General features: G+C 63.2%; 12 protein-coding genes. 6 read left to right on the top strand and 6 right to left on the bottom strand.

Annotated elements, in window-relative coordinates:
* Nucleotides 1-3: 3 nt before the first annotated feature.
* Complete coding sequence (locus tag ACYQ14_RS21070) at nt 4-2478, top strand: xanthine dehydrogenase family protein molybdopterin-binding subunit (protein ID WP_459891175.1); 2475 nt, start codon at nt 4-6, stop codon at nt 2476-2478.
* Between the two features lie 195 nt (nt 2479-2673).
* On the opposite strand, the gene ACYQ14_RS21065 is transcribed toward ACYQ14_RS21070, so the two are convergent.
* Nucleotides 2674-3168 carry an SRPBCC family protein gene (locus ACYQ14_RS21065; RefSeq protein ID WP_283837813.1) on the bottom strand — a complete coding sequence of 165 codons (495 nt, stop codon included), beginning with the start codon at nt 3166-3168 and terminating at the stop codon, nt 2674-2676.
* 122 nt (nt 3169-3290) lie between these two features.
* Nucleotides 3291-4178 (bottom strand): FAD binding domain-containing protein, encoded by an 888-nt coding sequence (locus ACYQ14_RS21060; RefSeq protein WP_459891173.1) that lies wholly within the window; start codon nt 4176-4178, stop codon nt 3291-3293.
* 353 nt (nt 4179-4531) lie between these two features.
* On the opposite strand from ACYQ14_RS21060, the gene ACYQ14_RS21055 reads away from it, so the two are divergent.
* A complete protein-coding gene (locus tag ACYQ14_RS21055; protein ID WP_283837811.1) occupies nt 4532-5290 on the top strand; it encodes a cyclase family protein in 759 nt (252 codons plus the stop codon).
* 62 nt (nt 5291-5352) lie between these two features.
* Nucleotides 5353-6633, top strand: coding sequence for an amidohydrolase family protein (locus ACYQ14_RS21050; protein ID WP_459891171.1), 1281 nt, complete (start codon nt 5353-5355; stop codon nt 6631-6633).
* Nucleotides 6634-6702: 69 nt separating this feature from the next.
* Here ACYQ14_RS21050 and ACYQ14_RS21045 read toward each other — a convergent pair whose 3' ends face one another.
* Nucleotides 6703-8001 carry a cytosine deaminase gene (locus ACYQ14_RS21045; protein WP_459891169.1) on the bottom strand — a complete coding sequence of 433 codons (1299 nt, stop codon included), beginning with the start codon at nt 7999-8001 and terminating at the stop codon, nt 6703-6705.
* Nucleotides 8002-8153: 152 nt separating this feature from the next.
* Between ACYQ14_RS21045 and codB the strand changes: the two genes are divergently transcribed.
* A complete protein-coding gene (codB, locus tag ACYQ14_RS21040; RefSeq protein ID WP_459891167.1) occupies nt 8154-9542 on the top strand; it encodes a cytosine permease in 1389 nt (462 codons plus the stop codon).
* Between the two features lie 65 nt (nt 9543-9607).
* On the opposite strand, the gene ACYQ14_RS21035 is transcribed toward codB, so the two are convergent.
* Nucleotides 9608-10033 carry a universal stress protein gene (locus ACYQ14_RS21035; protein WP_459891165.1) on the bottom strand — a complete coding sequence of 142 codons (426 nt, stop codon included), beginning with the start codon at nt 10031-10033 and terminating at the stop codon, nt 9608-9610.
* Nucleotides 10034-10156: 123 nt separating this feature from the next.
* Here ACYQ14_RS21035 and ACYQ14_RS21030 point away from each other — a divergent pair, with 123 nt between their 5' ends.
* Nucleotides 10157-11200, top strand: a complete 1044-nt coding sequence (locus tag ACYQ14_RS21030; RefSeq protein WP_459891163.1) for an alcohol dehydrogenase catalytic domain-containing protein — start codon at nt 10157-10159, stop codon at nt 11198-11200.
* A gap of 44 nt (nt 11201-11244) precedes the next feature.
* On the opposite strand, the gene ACYQ14_RS21025 is transcribed toward ACYQ14_RS21030, so the two are convergent.
* On the bottom strand, nt 11245-12630 hold the full coding sequence (locus ACYQ14_RS21025) for a uracil-xanthine permease family protein (protein ID WP_459891161.1): 1386 nt from the start codon (nt 12628-12630) through the stop codon (nt 11245-11247).
* Nucleotides 12631-12754: 124 nt separating this feature from the next.
* On the opposite strand from ACYQ14_RS21025, the gene ACYQ14_RS21020 reads away from it, so the two are divergent.
* On the top strand, nt 12755-13918 hold the full coding sequence (locus tag ACYQ14_RS21020; protein WP_459891159.1) for an MFS transporter: 1164 nt from the start codon (nt 12755-12757) through the stop codon (nt 13916-13918).
* Between the two features lie 46 nt (nt 13919-13964).
* On the opposite strand, the gene ACYQ14_RS21015 is transcribed toward ACYQ14_RS21020, so the two are convergent.
* Nucleotides 13965-15851: a CocE/NonD family hydrolase gene (locus tag ACYQ14_RS21015; protein ID WP_459891157.1), complete on the bottom strand. Its 1887-nt coding sequence runs from the start codon at nt 15849-15851 to the stop codon at nt 13965-13967.
* Nucleotides 15852-16098: the final 247 nt, after the last annotated feature.

Below are 16098 nucleotides of genomic sequence, written 5' to 3'. Positions count from 1 at the left end.
TCCATGTCCCGATCGCAACCAACCGAAGTCGGCGACGACGCCGATGCCGAATCTGAATCGTTCACGGGCCAGGGACTCCCTCGAGTCGAAGATCACCGAATTCTGACGGGGAAAGCGGAGTTCATCCACGACATCACGCCGGATAACTGTCTGCACATGGCGCTCGTTCGGAGTATGCACGCCCACGCGGAGATCCAGTCGATTGAGACGAGCGAGGCCAAAGCCCACCCCGACTGCGAACTCGTCCTGACAGCCGAGGACATCAAAGCGGAGTACAACCCGATGCCGACCGGTATCGAAAGCGTCGAGACCGAAGACGGCGAGGCCGACCTGTTCGAGTGGTCGCTCGCCGACGAGAAAGCTCGCTTCGTCGGCGAACCCGTCGTGGCAATCGTCGCCTCGAACCGATACGCGGCTGAAGATATCGCGGATCTCGTCACGGTCGAGTACAACTCCATGGATGCGGTCGCGGACGGAATGGCCGCTCGAGAAGACGATGTCGTCGTCCACGAGCACGCGGGAACGAACGTCGTCGACCACGAACGAATCGAGTTCGGCGATCCGTCGGGTGCGTTCGACGACGCCGACACCGTCGTCGAGGGCGACTATTCGTGGGGACGGATATCCGGCGTCCCGCTCGAGACTGCGGGCGTCGTCGCACGCTACGACGAGAACGGCGATTCGTTCGATATCGACTGCAACATCCAGTTGCACACCCTCGTCGACAACATGATCTACGAGACGCTTGGCTACGGGGAAGACGACGTTCGGGTCAACGTCCCGGCGGACGTCGGCGGGAGCTATGGAACCAAGATCGGCATTCACCGCTACTGCTGTCTGGCCGCGATGGCGAGCCAGCAACTCGGGCAACCCGTCAAATTCGAAGAGGACCGGATCGAGAACCTACAGGGCGGGGACATGCACTGCTCGGATCGGGAGTACGAAATGCGCATGGCCGTCGACGACGACGGAACCATCCGCGGCCTCGAGGTCTGGTTCGTCGACGACTTCGGCGCGTACCCGCGCTATCCCGTCAACCAGGTTCTCAAGCCGCTCTCGGTGCTCACCAACTCCTATGATATCGACGACGTCACCTACGAATACGATCTCGTCCTGACCAACAAAACCTCTCAGACGGCCTACCGCGGATTCGGCGTCGATCCGCACATCTACGCGCTCGAGATGGTCGTCGACAAGGCCGCCCGCGAAATCGGGATGGATCCGACGGAGTTCCGCCGCCGGAACATGATCCAGCCCGAGCAGATGCCCTACACCCTTCCCTCGAAGAACATCTACGATTCGGGAGACTACCCCGCGACCCTCGATCGCATACAGGAGATCATCGACGACGAACGAAACGGCGGACTCCTCGATCCCGAGGTCGTCGAGGCAAAACGCGAAGAGGGCAAGTACCGGGGCGTCCAGCCGAGCGTCATCATCGAGCCTGGCGTCAGCGGCTCGGACTGGACCGATCGCCAGCGAAGCGACCGCGACGCGCTCGAGGACCGAGACCGCGACGACGTCGAGGAACTACCGGAACACCTCCGGGCGACTCTCGAGGACGACGGCACGGTTACGGCCTCTCTCGCGACGGACTCGTCGGGACAGGGCCACCAGACACTGGTTTCCCAACTGCTCGCCGACGAACTCGAGATCCTCCCGAGCGATATCGAGGTCGATTACCTCGACAGCATCGACGCCCCTACGGAGTACGGAAGCGCAGCGTCGCGGATGGCCGTGATGCTCTCGGGAGCGACCGTCGGCCTCGCAGAAAAGTTCGTCACGAACGCGAAAGCGGTCGCAGCCGACCACTGGGGCGTCTCCGAAGAAGACGTCAGCTACCGGGACGGCGCGCTCGAGCGAATCGACACCAGCGACTCGCTCTCGTTAGCTGATCTCGCGGCGATCGACGACGCCGATAGACGGCTCACACAGGTCAGCTACAACTACGACCACCCCGCGACGGAGTTCGAAGAGTTCGACGAGGCGTTCTCGCGAAAGTTCCCGGTCTACCCGACGGCCGCCTTCGGGGCGAACGCGCCCATCGTCGAGGTCGACATCGAAACCGGCGAGGTCGACATCCTCACGTTCCACACGGTGCGTGACTGCGGAACGATGTTGAACCCGATGATCGTCGAAGGCCAGGCCCACGGCGGCATCGCTCAGGGAATCGGCGCGTCGCTCTTAGAGGAGTTCGGCTACGAGGACGACGGACAACCACAGGCGATCACGCTGTTCGATTACCTGCTTCCGTCGATCGAAAACGTCCCGGAGATCCAGATGGAACACACCGAGACGCCCTCGCCTTACACCGAAACCGGTGCGAAAGGCGTCGGCGAAGGCGGCATGATCGACGCCCCCGCGAGCATCGCTACCTCGATCAACGCGGCGCTCGAGCCGCTCGGCATCGACGAGCCCGCGGATCAGATCCCCGTCGCACCCGATCACATCCGGAAGAACGTCCGAGATCTCGAGTAACCGCTCGTTCGCCACTGATTTGCGCTGATGCGTCGCGTGCGACCGGGTTTCGTCGATGATCTCCGTCGGCGGGTTGATTTTCGAACGAGCGAGCGATAGCATTCGCCGAGAGAGAGACGTCCATTGGCTATTGGTTTCGGGAAGTCGACAAGAAAATCGAAACCGCGCGAGTGTATCAAAACGGACTGCGAGCGATTACGTCGATTCGAGTTCCACGTCAAGGTCCGCGTCCGCCTCGTCCGGCGCTTCCTCGAGTTTCGATTCGGCTCCCTTGCCCTCCTCGATGACCGCCTGCATGTCCGAGAAGTACTTTTTGACCAGCCGGTTGGTCACGCTCTTCAACGCTCGGCTTCCCAGACTGACGATCGTTCCGGAAACGTCGGCCTTTGCCTCCCAATCGACGATCGTTCCGCCGTCGTCCTGTTCGATCAGCTCCATCGTCGCCGTCATCTCGAACTCGTTTCGCGGGGCCTGACCGACCGCCGTCAGCTCGAGCACCCCCGGGTACTCGATGTTGGTCACGACCGCGTCGACCTCGAACTCGGGCTTGACGCTGCCGACGCCGACCGCGAGGACCGCCGTGATCTCGTGTGGGGACTCGAGGATCATCTCCTTACAGCCCGGGGCGCACTCCGCGAGCACGTCGGGGTCAGTAAAGTACGGCCACAGTTCTTCTCTCGACTGTTCCATCTCGTTTTCGCCAGTGAATTCTAACATGTATGATTGGTGTGGGTGATATCGTGGTCGATTGCTGTCTGTACGGGGTGGTCCGTTGCTGTCTGTACGGGGTGGTCGCTCTCGGCGACGGACGATCACTCTAGAGCATCGTCGTACGCGCTCTCGAACGACCGTTTGGCGTACTCGCCGGCCACTTCCTCCTTGTACTCCCGGTCTGCGTGCATCTCGCCCTCGGGGGTGACAGCGCCCGTGACGAGTTCGGTAACTTCATCGAGGTCGGCTTCGGACAGCGGTTCGCCCTCGAGAACCGACTCAGCGTCTTCGACTCGCAACGGCACGTCCGCCGCGTTCGCGAGGGCGATTCGTGCCGATTCGATAACCGGGTCGTCGGCCGTCGGATCGTCGACTCGAACGGCTGTCGCCGCGCTCACCGTCGGGAAGGTCTGAGCGGCCCGCTTAAGTTCGACGAACGCCATGCCGCTTCGTTCGGGCGGGAACGGATCCGTCGGCACCGAAACGCTCTCGATGAGTTCCTCCTCTCGAAGATCGGTAAACATGTACGCGATGAAGAACTCACTCACGGGAACCGAGCGAGTTCCCTCGAGCGATCGAAGGGTGAGAGAGCCCTCGAGCGCGAGCAACGCGGCCGGGTAGTTCCCCGCCGGGTCCGCTTCGCCGAGACTGCCGCCGACCGTCCCCTGATTTCGAACGGAGGGGCCCGCAATCTGTCCGGCGGCGTCGGGAAGCATCGGAAGCGCGTCGGCGAGCCTGTCCGATCGCTCGAGGGTTCGGTGGGTCGTCATCGCTCCGATCCGGACCTCGTCGTCTCGCTCCTCGATGTACGCGAGGTCGTCGACACCGTTGAGATCAACGAGATGATCCGGGGTCGCGAGGCGGTTCGCCATCACGATGCCCAGCGACTGATTGCCCGCCATCAGTTCCGCGTCCTCGAGGTCGCAGAGGAGTTCGAGTGCCTCTTCGATCGTCTCCGGGCGGTGGTGTGTAAACGGTGCTGGTTTCATAGCCCCTCGAATCGACCACGGTCCCGTCTCCGACTATCGCACCCGAGTCGGGGGCGATTGCTCGAGTCATAGCGACCGCGTAGTCGCCGGCCGACGGGCGGCTGGTAGGTGGATTCGAATCCGTACTGGGCGGTGGTTCGTATAGTCATCTGTCGGTCACACGGATACCGTATCATTATCCCAACGGTACTAATAAGTGTTGTTGGGTGTTGGCATGCCCACATTTGTCCAGAAATAGTCTCGAGCGGAGAGGATTCGAGTGCGCGACAGCTACGGGCGGGTGAAATTTCGATCGAAGGGACAGTTATCCCGTTCACGTAAGTTTAAGTGGCGGGGACGGGTACGTTCTGGTCATGCTCGACGACTACGAGATGCACGACCTGACACAGCCGTGGTCACAGGACACGCCGGCGTGGCCGACGTACGACAACCCCAAGGTGTGGTACGAGAAGAGCCTCGACACCGAGAAAGTGAACGGACAGAAGATTGAGTTCATGAACCACACCGGGACTCACCTGGACGGCGAGAAACACTTCGTCGCCAGCGGTCGAGATATCGAACAGGTGGGACTGGATGAACTCGTCGGCGACGCCGTCGTCGCGGACATCTCCGACAAGGTCGGCGACTACGACGTCTACACCAGCGAAATGATCGAGGACGTCTGTGACGTTCAGAAAGGCGACATCCTGTTCGTTCACACCGGCTATCAGGACTACGCCTGGCACAAAGAGGACGCTGATCCGCACCGGTTCTTCTGTAAACACCCCGGTCCGAACCAGGAGTTCGCCGACTGGTGTAAGGAGATGGAGATCAACTACCTCCTACTGGACTGTGGGAGCGCCGATCACCCGATGAACACGGTTATCCGAGACATCCGACCGAAACTTGCGGAAGAAGCTGCGGACAAACTCGGCGTCGACGACCTCGACGAGATTTTCCCGCCTGAAGGCTACCAGCTCATGCACAACGAGCTGTTCCCCGAGGGGATCATCCACGTCGAAAACGCGCAGGTTCCCGAGGAACTGCTGAACGAGCGCGTCCAGATCGGTACCTTCCCGTGGCGGTTCCGCGGCGGCGAATCGAGCGTCTGTCGCTGTGTCGCGTTCGAATAACTGACCGGCCCAACGCAGAACTCCGACTCAACGCTTTTTATTGCGGACGCGAACGGTAGGGTATGACTCTCGAGCGGAAAACACCGGATCTGCATGTCCGGAACGCGGCACTGCCCGGCCGTCAAGAACCAACGACGATCAGCGTCTCGAACGGACGGATCGCCGGCATCTACGGCGATACCGACGAAACAGCACCGTTCACGGAAACCGACGACACGACCGTTCTCGACGCCGACGGTGCGCTCGTAGCGAGGGGCTTCGTCGACCCGCACGTCCACCTCGACAAGGCGTACATCGAGCCCGATCTTCCGCCGAACGAGTCGGGAACGCTCGCCGAGGCGATCGAGAGCATCCACGATCGAAAAGCCAACTACGCGCTCGAGGACGTCCGTGATCGTGCCGTTCGGGCGATAGAAGCCCACGTCCGACGCGGCTGTACGCGAATCCGTACGCACGTCGACGTGGACACGATCGGCGGACTAACACCGCTCGAGGGGGTCGTCGCCGCCCGCGAGGCCTGTGCCGAAATCGCCGACGTGGAAATCGTCGCGTTTCCCCAGGAAGGAATTCTGAAGGACGACGGCACCGCGACGTTGCTCGAGCGGGCACTCGAGAGCGGTGCTGATCTGATCGGCGGCATGCCGGATACCGAACGGACGGCGGCCGATCGGCGCGAGCACGTGGACAGCTGCCTCGACCTGGCCGAGCGCTACGACGTCGGCGTCGACATGCACATCGACGAGAGCGACGACCCGTCGGCCCGTTCGCTCGAGTACCTCGCGGCCGAGGTGATCAACCGGGGGTTCGATCGACCGGTGACGGCGGGCCACACCTGCGCGCTGGCGGCGTACGACGATCCCCATGCCGCGCGGGTGATCAAACTGGTCGCCGAGGCCGGGCTATCTGTGATCACCAACCCGCCGACAAACCTCCTTCTTCAAGGTCGCCACGATGGGCATCCGAAGCGTCGCGGAATCACTCGAGTCGATGAGTTGGTCGATGCCGGCGTCACCGTCGCCGCCGGTCAGGACTGTTTGCTCGACGGGTTCTATCCCTACGGCCGGGCGAGCATGCTCGAGACGGCGCTTCTCACCGCACACGCGGCTCAGCTGACGACGCCGAACGAGCGACGACTCGCGTGGGAGTTCGTGACGAGAGAAGCCGCGTCGATCCTCGAGTGCGAGCACGGAATCGAACCCGGCGAGCCGGCGACGTTCAACGTCTTCTCGAGCGCCATCGAGAGCCGTCACGAGGCCCTCAGGCTGGGACGGCCACCGCGCTGGGTCGTCCACGACGGGACGGTCGTCGCCGAGAACAGGCTCGAGTCGGCAGTTCGGCGGTGACGGAATGGGTGCGGGGAACAGGAGCCAGAAGCGGTGATTTCGGGCGCTACTAACTGAGGGGGTTCGTCTTTAGCGATGAAAATCGACGGACCGCTCGAGTTCGTCGCCGTCGTCGCCCTCGCGGACCACGTGCGTGCTCGAGGGTTTGGTTCGTGCGATTTCGCGACCGTCCTTGAGCACCAGCGTTCGCGGGGCTCGCGTTCGAAGCACGTTGAACGCATCCGGCGCGTCATAGACGACGAGAGAGCCTGCCGATCCGACCGAAAGGCCGTACTCCTCGTCTCCGAAGACGTCCGCGTTCGCCGTCGTGAGCATCTCCCAGAGCGGTTCGACATCGCTCCGGCCGTTCATATGGGCGTAGTGAAGGAGAACGAACGCGGCGTCTAACTGATCGCCGCGCCCGTAGTGATACCACGGATCCATCACGGAGTCGTGCCCGATCCCGACGGTCACGTCGGCCTCGCGCAGTTCGTCGATCCGGGTGTGACCGCGCCGTCGCGGGTAGTCGTCGTACCGTCCCTGCAACACCGCGTTGTCCGGCGGATTGGTGATCACACTGGCCCCGCTCTCGGCGAGGAGCGAGATCACCTTCGCCGCGTACGCGTTGGAGTACGAGTGCATCGCGGTCGTGTGACTGGCCGTCACCCGATCGCCGATGCCGCGCTTGATCGACTCGCTCGCGAGCACCTCGGTGAACCGCGAGCCGGGATCATCCGTCTCGTCGATGTGCATGTCGACCGGACGACCGTATCGCTCTGCGAGGTCCATCGCGAGTTCGACCGACTCGACGCCGTCCTCCCGGGTGTGTTCGTTGTGTGGAATCGCACCGACGAGGTCGGCACCCATCTCGAGGGACTCCCGAAGCAGGTCCTCGTGGGATTCGTCCGTGAAGATGCCATCCTGTGGAAACGCGACGACCTGGAGATCGACAAGATCCGCCACTTCCTCGCGGAGCTCGAGCAGGGCGCGAACGCCGGTCAGCGACTCCTCGGTGGTGTCTGCGTGCGTCCGAACGCGGGTAACGCCGTTGGATGCCATCCACTCGATGGCCCGTTCGGCCCGCTCTTTCACGTCTGCCGCCTCGAGCGATTCCTTCCGGTCGGCCCAGATACCGATCCCCTCGGCGAGCGTTCCCGACTCGTTCCAGCTCGGCTCCCCCGCTGTGAGCGTCGCGTCGAGGTGGATGTGCGGTTCGGTCAACGTCGGCGTCACGAGACGCCCGTTCGCGTCGTATCGCCGATCCTCGGGAGCGATCGACGGATCGATCGAACCGGCCTCCTCGAGCCGGGAGAGGGTGCCGTCCTCGATCGCGATGTCAACCGAAGATCCCTCGAGCGTCGTTGCGTCTGAGATGAGCCACGTAGTCATACGGTCCGAACGTCTCCCGGGGCGATAATAGTTTCTGGGGTACGCCGATCAGGTAGATCGTATCGGTAATCGTGCTGGAACGAAAATTCGATACCAAATCGTTGGTCGTTTGTCGGAAAGATTGATTGTGGTGGGGTGACCTGTCATGCCCAATGGCAACACGCGGTGGCGGATTCGACTGGCGGCGCATCGTATTCGGCGACGAAAACCTTCCCGATCCCGACTACCCGCTCGATCACGTCCCGAAGGACGAACGGAAGGGGCTCGTTAGCCTCTCGGCGGTTCTGCTCGGACTCGTCTTTTTCGCGGGAACGATGTGGGCGGGCGCGGAGGTCAGCGCGGCGATGGGATTTCAGGAAATGCTGTCCGCGATGGTCGTGGGCCACATTATCCTCGGGGGCTACGTCGCACTTCTCTGTGGAATCTCCGCGAAAGCGGGACTGACGACAGTCTTGCTGGCCAGATATTCGTTCGGCCGCGTCGGCGCGAAGTGGGCCGACCTCCTGTTGGGCGGGACGCAAGTCGGCTGGTTCGGGGTTACCATCCCGATGGTCGCAATTCCGACGGCGACGTACCTGGGGTTGGAGAGCGCCGCGATGCTCAGTGCCCTGATTCTCATCTGGGGGCTCCTCCACATGATGACCGCGTACTTCGGGTACGACGGGATGGAGAAACTCTCCTACATCGCCGTTCCGTTTCTGATCCTCGTCGGCGTGCTCTCGATATACCTCGCAATCGGTGATGCGGGCGGTGTCGACGGCCTGATGGCCCAGACAGGCGGCGGGGAGATGTCGTTCGGCCTCGCGGTTACCATCGTCGTCGGCACGTTCATCAGCGCCGGCACGCAAGCCCCGAACTGGGCGCGCTTTGCGATTAACTCTCGAGTCGCGTTCTGGGCCGGATTGATCGCCTTCCTCGTGGGTAACAGCTTCCTCTTTCTCAGCGGGGCGGTCGGCGGTGCCGTCTACGACGTCACGCCACAGGGAGACCTATACGAGGTGCTCGTCGCACAGGGACTCGCGACCGTCGGGCTGATCGCGCTGATCTTGAACATCTGGACGACCAACGACAACGCGGCCTACGCGTTCAGCGTCGCCGGGGCGGAGGCCTTCGACTTCGACCGCAAGCGGCCGTTCGTCATCGCGGGCTGTCTGATCGGAATCGGACTCGCGCTGGCCGGGGCCGACGGTCTCCTCCTGCCGTGGCTCGAACTGCTGGGACAGTACATCCCGCCGCTGGGTGCCATCATCATCGCCGACTTCCTGCTTTGCTGGCGCGGACCGATTCCGCGGATGGACGACGTTCAGTTCGCGAGCGTTCGGTGGACGAGCGTGATCGCCTACCTCGTGGGCTGTCTCGTCGCGGTACTGACCGCCGGATCGGTGGTTCCCGGCGTCGCGGTCGCGGCACCGATTCCCGGCATGGCGGCGCTTAACGGAATGATCGCGGCCGCGGCCGTCCACATCCTCGGCTACTACGGCCTCGAGAGAACTGGCCTGCTTCCGGCTCACCGGATTCCCGAGGACGCAGACCGAGTCTGATTGGGAGAAAAACGGCCCGTTCGATTTCGGTTTCAGCGCTCTCTATCCGAGAAAGAGAGTGCTCTCTACCGGACGACCAGAACCGGTACCGGCGATCGGCGCGTGACGTTCTCCGCGACGCTTCCGAGGAGGATCCGGGCCACGCCGTCGCGACCGTGACTGCCGATAACGACCAGATCGTAGTCGCCGTCCTCGGCCCGTTTGACGATCAACCGATCGGGGCGGCCTCGGCCGCGCTCGGTCTCGACCACGACATCGCGTTCCTCGCCGCGCTCGCGAGCCCGCTCGAGGATCTCTTCGGAGCGTTCCAGTGCGGCCTCGTCGCCGGGAACGTTCCCCGTCATTCCGGATAACGCGCCGATGTCCCCCTGTCCCGCCGAAATCACGTGAAACGCCGTGATCTCGGCGTCGGGAAATGAATCGGTTGCGTACTCGAGCGCGTCGTCGGATCGGGGCGACCCGTCCACTGGCACCAGGATACGGTTAGGCATACCACACCGATGGACGGCATTGGTATTATATCTTCGCCGACAGTTAGGAGTGCCAGAAAGAAACGATGCCGAACGGGTTCCTCGGGGGGTAATCCTATTAGCCTCGCGCGAACAGCGGTATGTATGAGCATGAACGCGTGCGTTCTCGAGGAGTGGGGCGGATCGCTCTCGGTCGAAACGGTTCCAGAACCCGAACCCGGGCCGGACGAGGTTCGAATCGACGTTCGCGCCTGCGGCGTCACCCGAACGATCGAAAACGCGATCCAGGGCGGGCTCGCGGACGATTCCGAGCTCACGCCGCGAATTCCGGGTCACGAGTTCGCCGGGATCGTCGACGCCGTCGGCGATGGCGTTGAGGGCGTGACGCCGGGGGATCGAGTCGTCGCGTACTTTTATCTCTCCTGTGGCACCTGTTCGGCCTGCCGTCGCGGCGAGACGAACCAGTGTCTGGATTTCGGCGGCTGGTACGGCGTGCACCGCGACGGAGCTTACGCCGAGAAGGCGATTGCACCCGCAGCGAACGTGCTCCCCCTGCCCGACGGTGCGAGTTTCGCCGAGGGAGCCGTCGCCGCCGACGGGCTCGCAACACCCCTTCACGTCTGTCGACGAACCGGTATCGACGACACCGACACCGTCGTCATCATCGGGGCCGCGGGACGCGTCGGCGTCCACCTCTCGCAACTCGCCGCCCGTCGAGGCGCTCGAGTGCTCGCGGTCGATATCGACGACGATCGACTCGAGCACGTCGATCGTGCGACCGGCGACGCGGTTCGGCCGGTCGACGCTCGCGGGGACCGGTTCGGCGAGCGGCTTCGCGAGACGGCGGCGACCGATCGCGGCCCCACCGTCGTCGTCGATACCGTCGGCGACATCGAGACGCTCGAGGCCGCATGGGACGCGCTCGGAATGGGTGGGCAGGTCGTCACGCTGACGACCCACCACGACCGCTCGTTCGCGCCGCAATTAAAGGAATTCGTCGTCAAGGAGGGGGCACTGGTCGGGTCACGGTACGCGACGAAGGACGAAGTCGTCCGTGCCGGAGAGTTGTTTGCGGCCGACAGGATCAGTCCCGTGATCACCGAACGCATCGGGCTCGAGGAGGTGCCGGGCGCACACGAGCGCATCAGGAACGGCGAGAGCCACGGGATGATCGTTCTCGAGCCGTAATTTCGAAGGAGATTCGTTGTTTTTGCCGATGAGTGACCGATCCGTCAGTCGTCGGTCGTCGACCGGGTTGGCTCTCCGTCCAGTCCGCCGTCGCCCGGCAGAACCAGATTGAGCACGAGCGCGGCGACGCCGCCGACGAGCAGGCCGGAGCCGACAAGCACCTGCACGTCTTCGGGCAGTTGCTCGAGCATCTCGGGGGTGATCTCGACGCCGACGCCGAGGACGACGGAGACGGCGATGATCGTCAGGTTCCGGCGGTTTAGCTCGACGCGGTTCGAGACGATACGGAGCCCGATCGAGAAGATCATCCCGAAGAGGACGATGGCCGCGCCGCCGAGGACCGGATCGGGCATCGCCGCGGCGACGGCCGAAACCTTCGGGATGAGTCCGAGGACCACGAGAAAGACGCCGCAAATCCCGACGACGAATCGGCTTGCGACGCCGGTGAATCCGATGAGACCGACGTTTTGCGAGAACGAAGTGTTGGGAAACGCGTTGAACACGCCGGCGAACATGCTCATGACGCCGTCCGCGAGGAGTCCGCCGCTCATTTCGTCCGACGTCGCTCTTCGACCCACCGTTCCGGTCGTTCCTTCGATGTCCCCGATCGTCTCGATCGAAGCGATGATGTAGGCGAAGGCGGCGATCAAGATGGCGCTCGGGTGGAACTCAAGGCCGAACTCCAGGGGCATCGGCACCTCGACCCACGCGGCGTTGGCAACACCCGAGAGATCAAGCAAGCCGAGCGGGTACGCGACGATGTACCCGACGACCACCGCGATCAGGATGCTCGAGATCGAGAGAAAGCCCTCGAGGTACTGGTTCAGCCCGATCGCGAGGACGAAGACGAGTCCGGCGAGGCCGAGGTTGTACAGCGCGCCGAAGTTTTCGGACCCCGGTCCGCCGGCGGAGTAGTCCATGGCGACCGGAATAAGCGTCAGGCCGACGAGCATGACGACGATTCCCGTCACGAGCGGCGGGAACAGTCGACGAAGATCCTCGTAGAAGTATCCAATCACGAGTTCGACAGGGGCGGCGACGATGACCGCACCGAAGATGGCGGCAACGCCGTAGGTCGCGCCGATGTTGATCAGCGGAGCGACGAAAATCGCGCTCGTTCCCATCACGATCGGCAGTCGCGCGCCGACTGGTCCGATCGAGTACACCTGAACGATCGTCGCGAGTCCGGCGACCAGCAACGCCATCTGAACGATAAACGCAGTTTCGGCGTCGTTGAGCCCGATCGCGCCCGCGATCACGAGCGGCAAGGCGACCGTCGAGAGGAACATCGCCAGCAGGTGTTGCAACCCGAGCGGAATCGCCTCCGTCAACTTGGGATCGTCTTCGATCCCGTACTCGATCAGTTGGTCATCTCCGGACGAAGAAGACTTCGTAGCGTCACCATCAGGATGTATAGTGTTACCATCCATCTTACAAACTGAAATTTAATCTCACACGTATATACTTTTCTTCGGTGTGTCCACATGATCGACAACTCCGGCGGCGTCGCTTACGTCGCAACGCATTTAATGAGGTAACGGGTTGGACATTCCAATGGCAACCGCGAAGCGGATGTCGACCAGTAGCCGAGCTATTCCCTGGCGTGCGGTGGGTTCCGTTGGCGTCGGATTGTTCGGGCTCGGACTCGCCGCCGGGTCCTACGGCACCTACGTTACGTTGCTTATCGCGAGCGGGGTCGAACCCGATGCGGCGGGATTCGGCATGTCTCTGTTTTTACTCGGCCAACTGCTCGCAGTCGTTCCCGCGGACAGGCTGACTCGGACGGTGCGGGTCGAACGAGTCGCCGCGCTCGGACTCGCCGGAGCCGGCGTCGGAATCGCGATCGGGGGCGTCGTCACCCTCGAGACGACCTATCTATCGCGGTTATTGCTCGGACTCGGACAGGGAACGGCGTTCGTAGCCGGAATGAAATACGTCGGCCTGCGGACGAGCGGGGCCGACACTGCGACAGCACAGGGAATGCTCGGCGCGCTCTTTACGCTGGGACTCGCGGTCGGATTAGCGGCGAGCCCTCCCGCAGTCGACGTATACGGGGCGACAGCGCCCGTGATATCCGCAGCCGCGGTCACGTTCGCGGGCTGTGTGCTCACGGGTCGACTCGCCGGCGTCACCGGGAACGCCGTGACCTCGTTTCGTTCGTACGTCGAACCGTTCACGTCGACCGGCGGCCTCGCGCTTGGCCTCGGAAACATGGCGACCTTCGGCTTTCTGATGGTCGCGGCGACCTGGTACACGGAAGTGCTCGCCGAGGTCGCCGTCCCGTCCGTCGTCGTCCTCGTCGGATTCGCGCTGGCGACCGTCCTCGGTCGCGGGCTCGGCGGCTGGCTCTCCCGTGACTACGGCGAGCGGGCGACGGTGTCGGGATCGTTGCTCGGACTCGCGGTCGTCCTCGTCGGACTCGCAGTGGCGATCACAGCGGATTCCGCACTCGGAATCTCGGTCGGGCTCGTCGCGACTGGCTTCGGGTTCGGGATTCCGTTCGGTCCGCTGTTCAGCCTCGCGTTCTCCGAACTGACGGACGATTCGGGGGTGACACTGTCGGGCATGTTGCTCGTCGGTAACGCCGGCGCGCTTGCGTACCCGTGGCTCGTCGGCTGGTTGCTGGCCGCGACGGCGGGATACGCCGCCGGCTTCGCCGCGATGGGACTCTCCGTCGGCGCGATCTGGGCGCTGTGGGTCCGGTCGATCGGCCACTAAAAAGGAAAGAGAAAACGATATGCTCAGCGGATTCGATCCGCGTCGACTACCGCGGTTGGACAGGCAATTCGATCTGCGTCGCGTACTCGCTATCGTGGTGGACGGTGTTGTTCGCGACGTTGTACTCGCGGTCGCCGTAGAGCGGACCGCCTGTGTTGTGGTTCACGTCAAAGCGCGGATAGTTCGACGAGGAGATGTCGAGCCGGATTCGGTGACCCGCCTCGAAGACCGTCGAGGTCGGATACGGCTCCATCTCGAACTCATAGACCGTCTCGGGCTCGAGGAAGTCCGGCTCGTCGCGGTAGCCGCGGTACCGGCCGCGACAGATCGAGTCCGAGACGTTGACGGCGAACCCGTTAGGGAAGTCCTTGCTGGCCGGATATTCGTCGATCAGTTTCGCGGTGAAGTCCGTATCCGGCGCGTCGGTCGACCCGTACACCGTCACGTTGATCGGGCCGGTAACCTCGACGGCTTCTTCGAGCGGCGGCGTGCGATAAACGAGCACGTCGTTTCGCTCCTCGAGCGGGCCGTAGGGTTCGTCGGCACCAAGCGTGTCCGGACGCGTGCGCTGGTCGTAGCCGCCCCGACCCGTGAGATCCTGCAGTTTCCGCTGTGCGAGGGGGTACTCGAGGATGTTCTCTTCGCGCTGTTCGTAGGTGATGTACGACGAACAGTTGCCCCCGAGGGTCGGAACGGGATCGGTTGGATCGAACTCGTAGGTCGTCGAGGCCTCGTCGACCGTCGGCTTCTCCGGCGAGAGCGTCCCGTCACCGTGAATGTAGTACGTCTCGAACTCGGTATCGGGAAGCGGCCACTCCGTCGACGAGCGCCACTCGCCGCCGTGGAAGAGGCGGTCTCCCGAACGCGATCCGTCGCCGGTCCCCATCTCGAAGTACTGGACCGTCGGCTGGTCCGACCATGTGTCTTCACCCTTGAGGTAGTGATCGAAAAACCGCAAGCGTGTGTGCTGGTAGTCCCGGAGACACTCCTCGCCGAACTCGAGTTCGCCGGAGTAGGACTTGTTCCACGAGGGGAGCGGATAGCCGTTCCAGCCGTGGGTCCAGGGCCCCATCAGCAGGTAGTGATCGCTCTCCTTGCGGTCGGCCAGCGCCTCGAAGTTGTCGCAGGTCGCCTTCGTGTAGGAGTCGTACCACGCGCCCGAGTAGACGGTCGGGACGTCTGCCGACTCGTCGTAGAACGCCTCGAAGTTGAGGCCGGGTTCCTGCCAGAGTTCGTCGCTGGCGCTACCGTTGGTCATGATGTCGAAGGCCCACTCCTCGTAGTCCGGGATGTGTCGCAGCGGGGACTGCCCGCGCTGGACGGGCCCGTTCTCGAGGACATCGCCGACGTCGACGTTGGCCAGTCGCTGCTGGACGTCTTCGTTCTCGAGCGCGCGTTTGGCGAAGCCGCCGCCGAGGGTAAAGGCCCAGGCGAGCCAGCGCAGTTCGAACGCGCCGTTGTGACGGAACGTCGCCTTTCGGCCGTTGGCCGCGCCCTGATTGACGAACATGGCCTCGAGATGGGGCGGGTCCTGGGTCGCGAGCGCGCTCTGGACCCACGCGCCGTAGGAGGTGCCGAAGGTACCGACCTGCCCGTCGCAGTAGGGCTGTTCGGCGAGCCACTCGACGGTGTCGTAGCCGTCCTCGGGTTCGTTTTTGAAGATGTAGTACTCGCCCTCGCTGTCGAACCGGCCGCGACAGTCCTGTATCGCCACGACGTAGCCGCGTTTGGCGTACCACTCGCCGTGTCGTTCCATGCGCCCCCGCTTGCCGTAGGGGGTCCGATCGAGCAGGACCGGTTTCGGTTCGTCGATCGGCTCGCCCGTCGCCGGGTCGGCGGGACGATAGACGTCAGTCGCAAGCTGTACTCCGTCACGCGTTTCGACCTGTACGTTTAACTCGGCGTGGACCGCGTACTCCGGATCGGATGCCATCACTCCCACAGAGACGGTCATCCTGTAAGAGTGTATCCCCACGTGACCGGTTTCTGATACGGGTCGTCCGAACTCGAGGACAGAAAGTCGAACGATTTCTTGACAGATACCGGTCGAAGGTTCGGATTTCCGACCAACGACGCACAGTCGCCGGAAAAGGGCCGAATCGATATTCAGTAGTGCCGGTACCTTTATGTACATTCCACGGGTTTTTGGTCGCATGTCTGTTCGAGTGTGGCATACCCTC

It is taken from the genome of Halostagnicola bangensis (assembly GCF_054653435.1).
The sequence above is the reverse complement of the archived record's forward strand: the minus strand, read 5'-3'. Positions and strand labels throughout refer to the sequence as shown.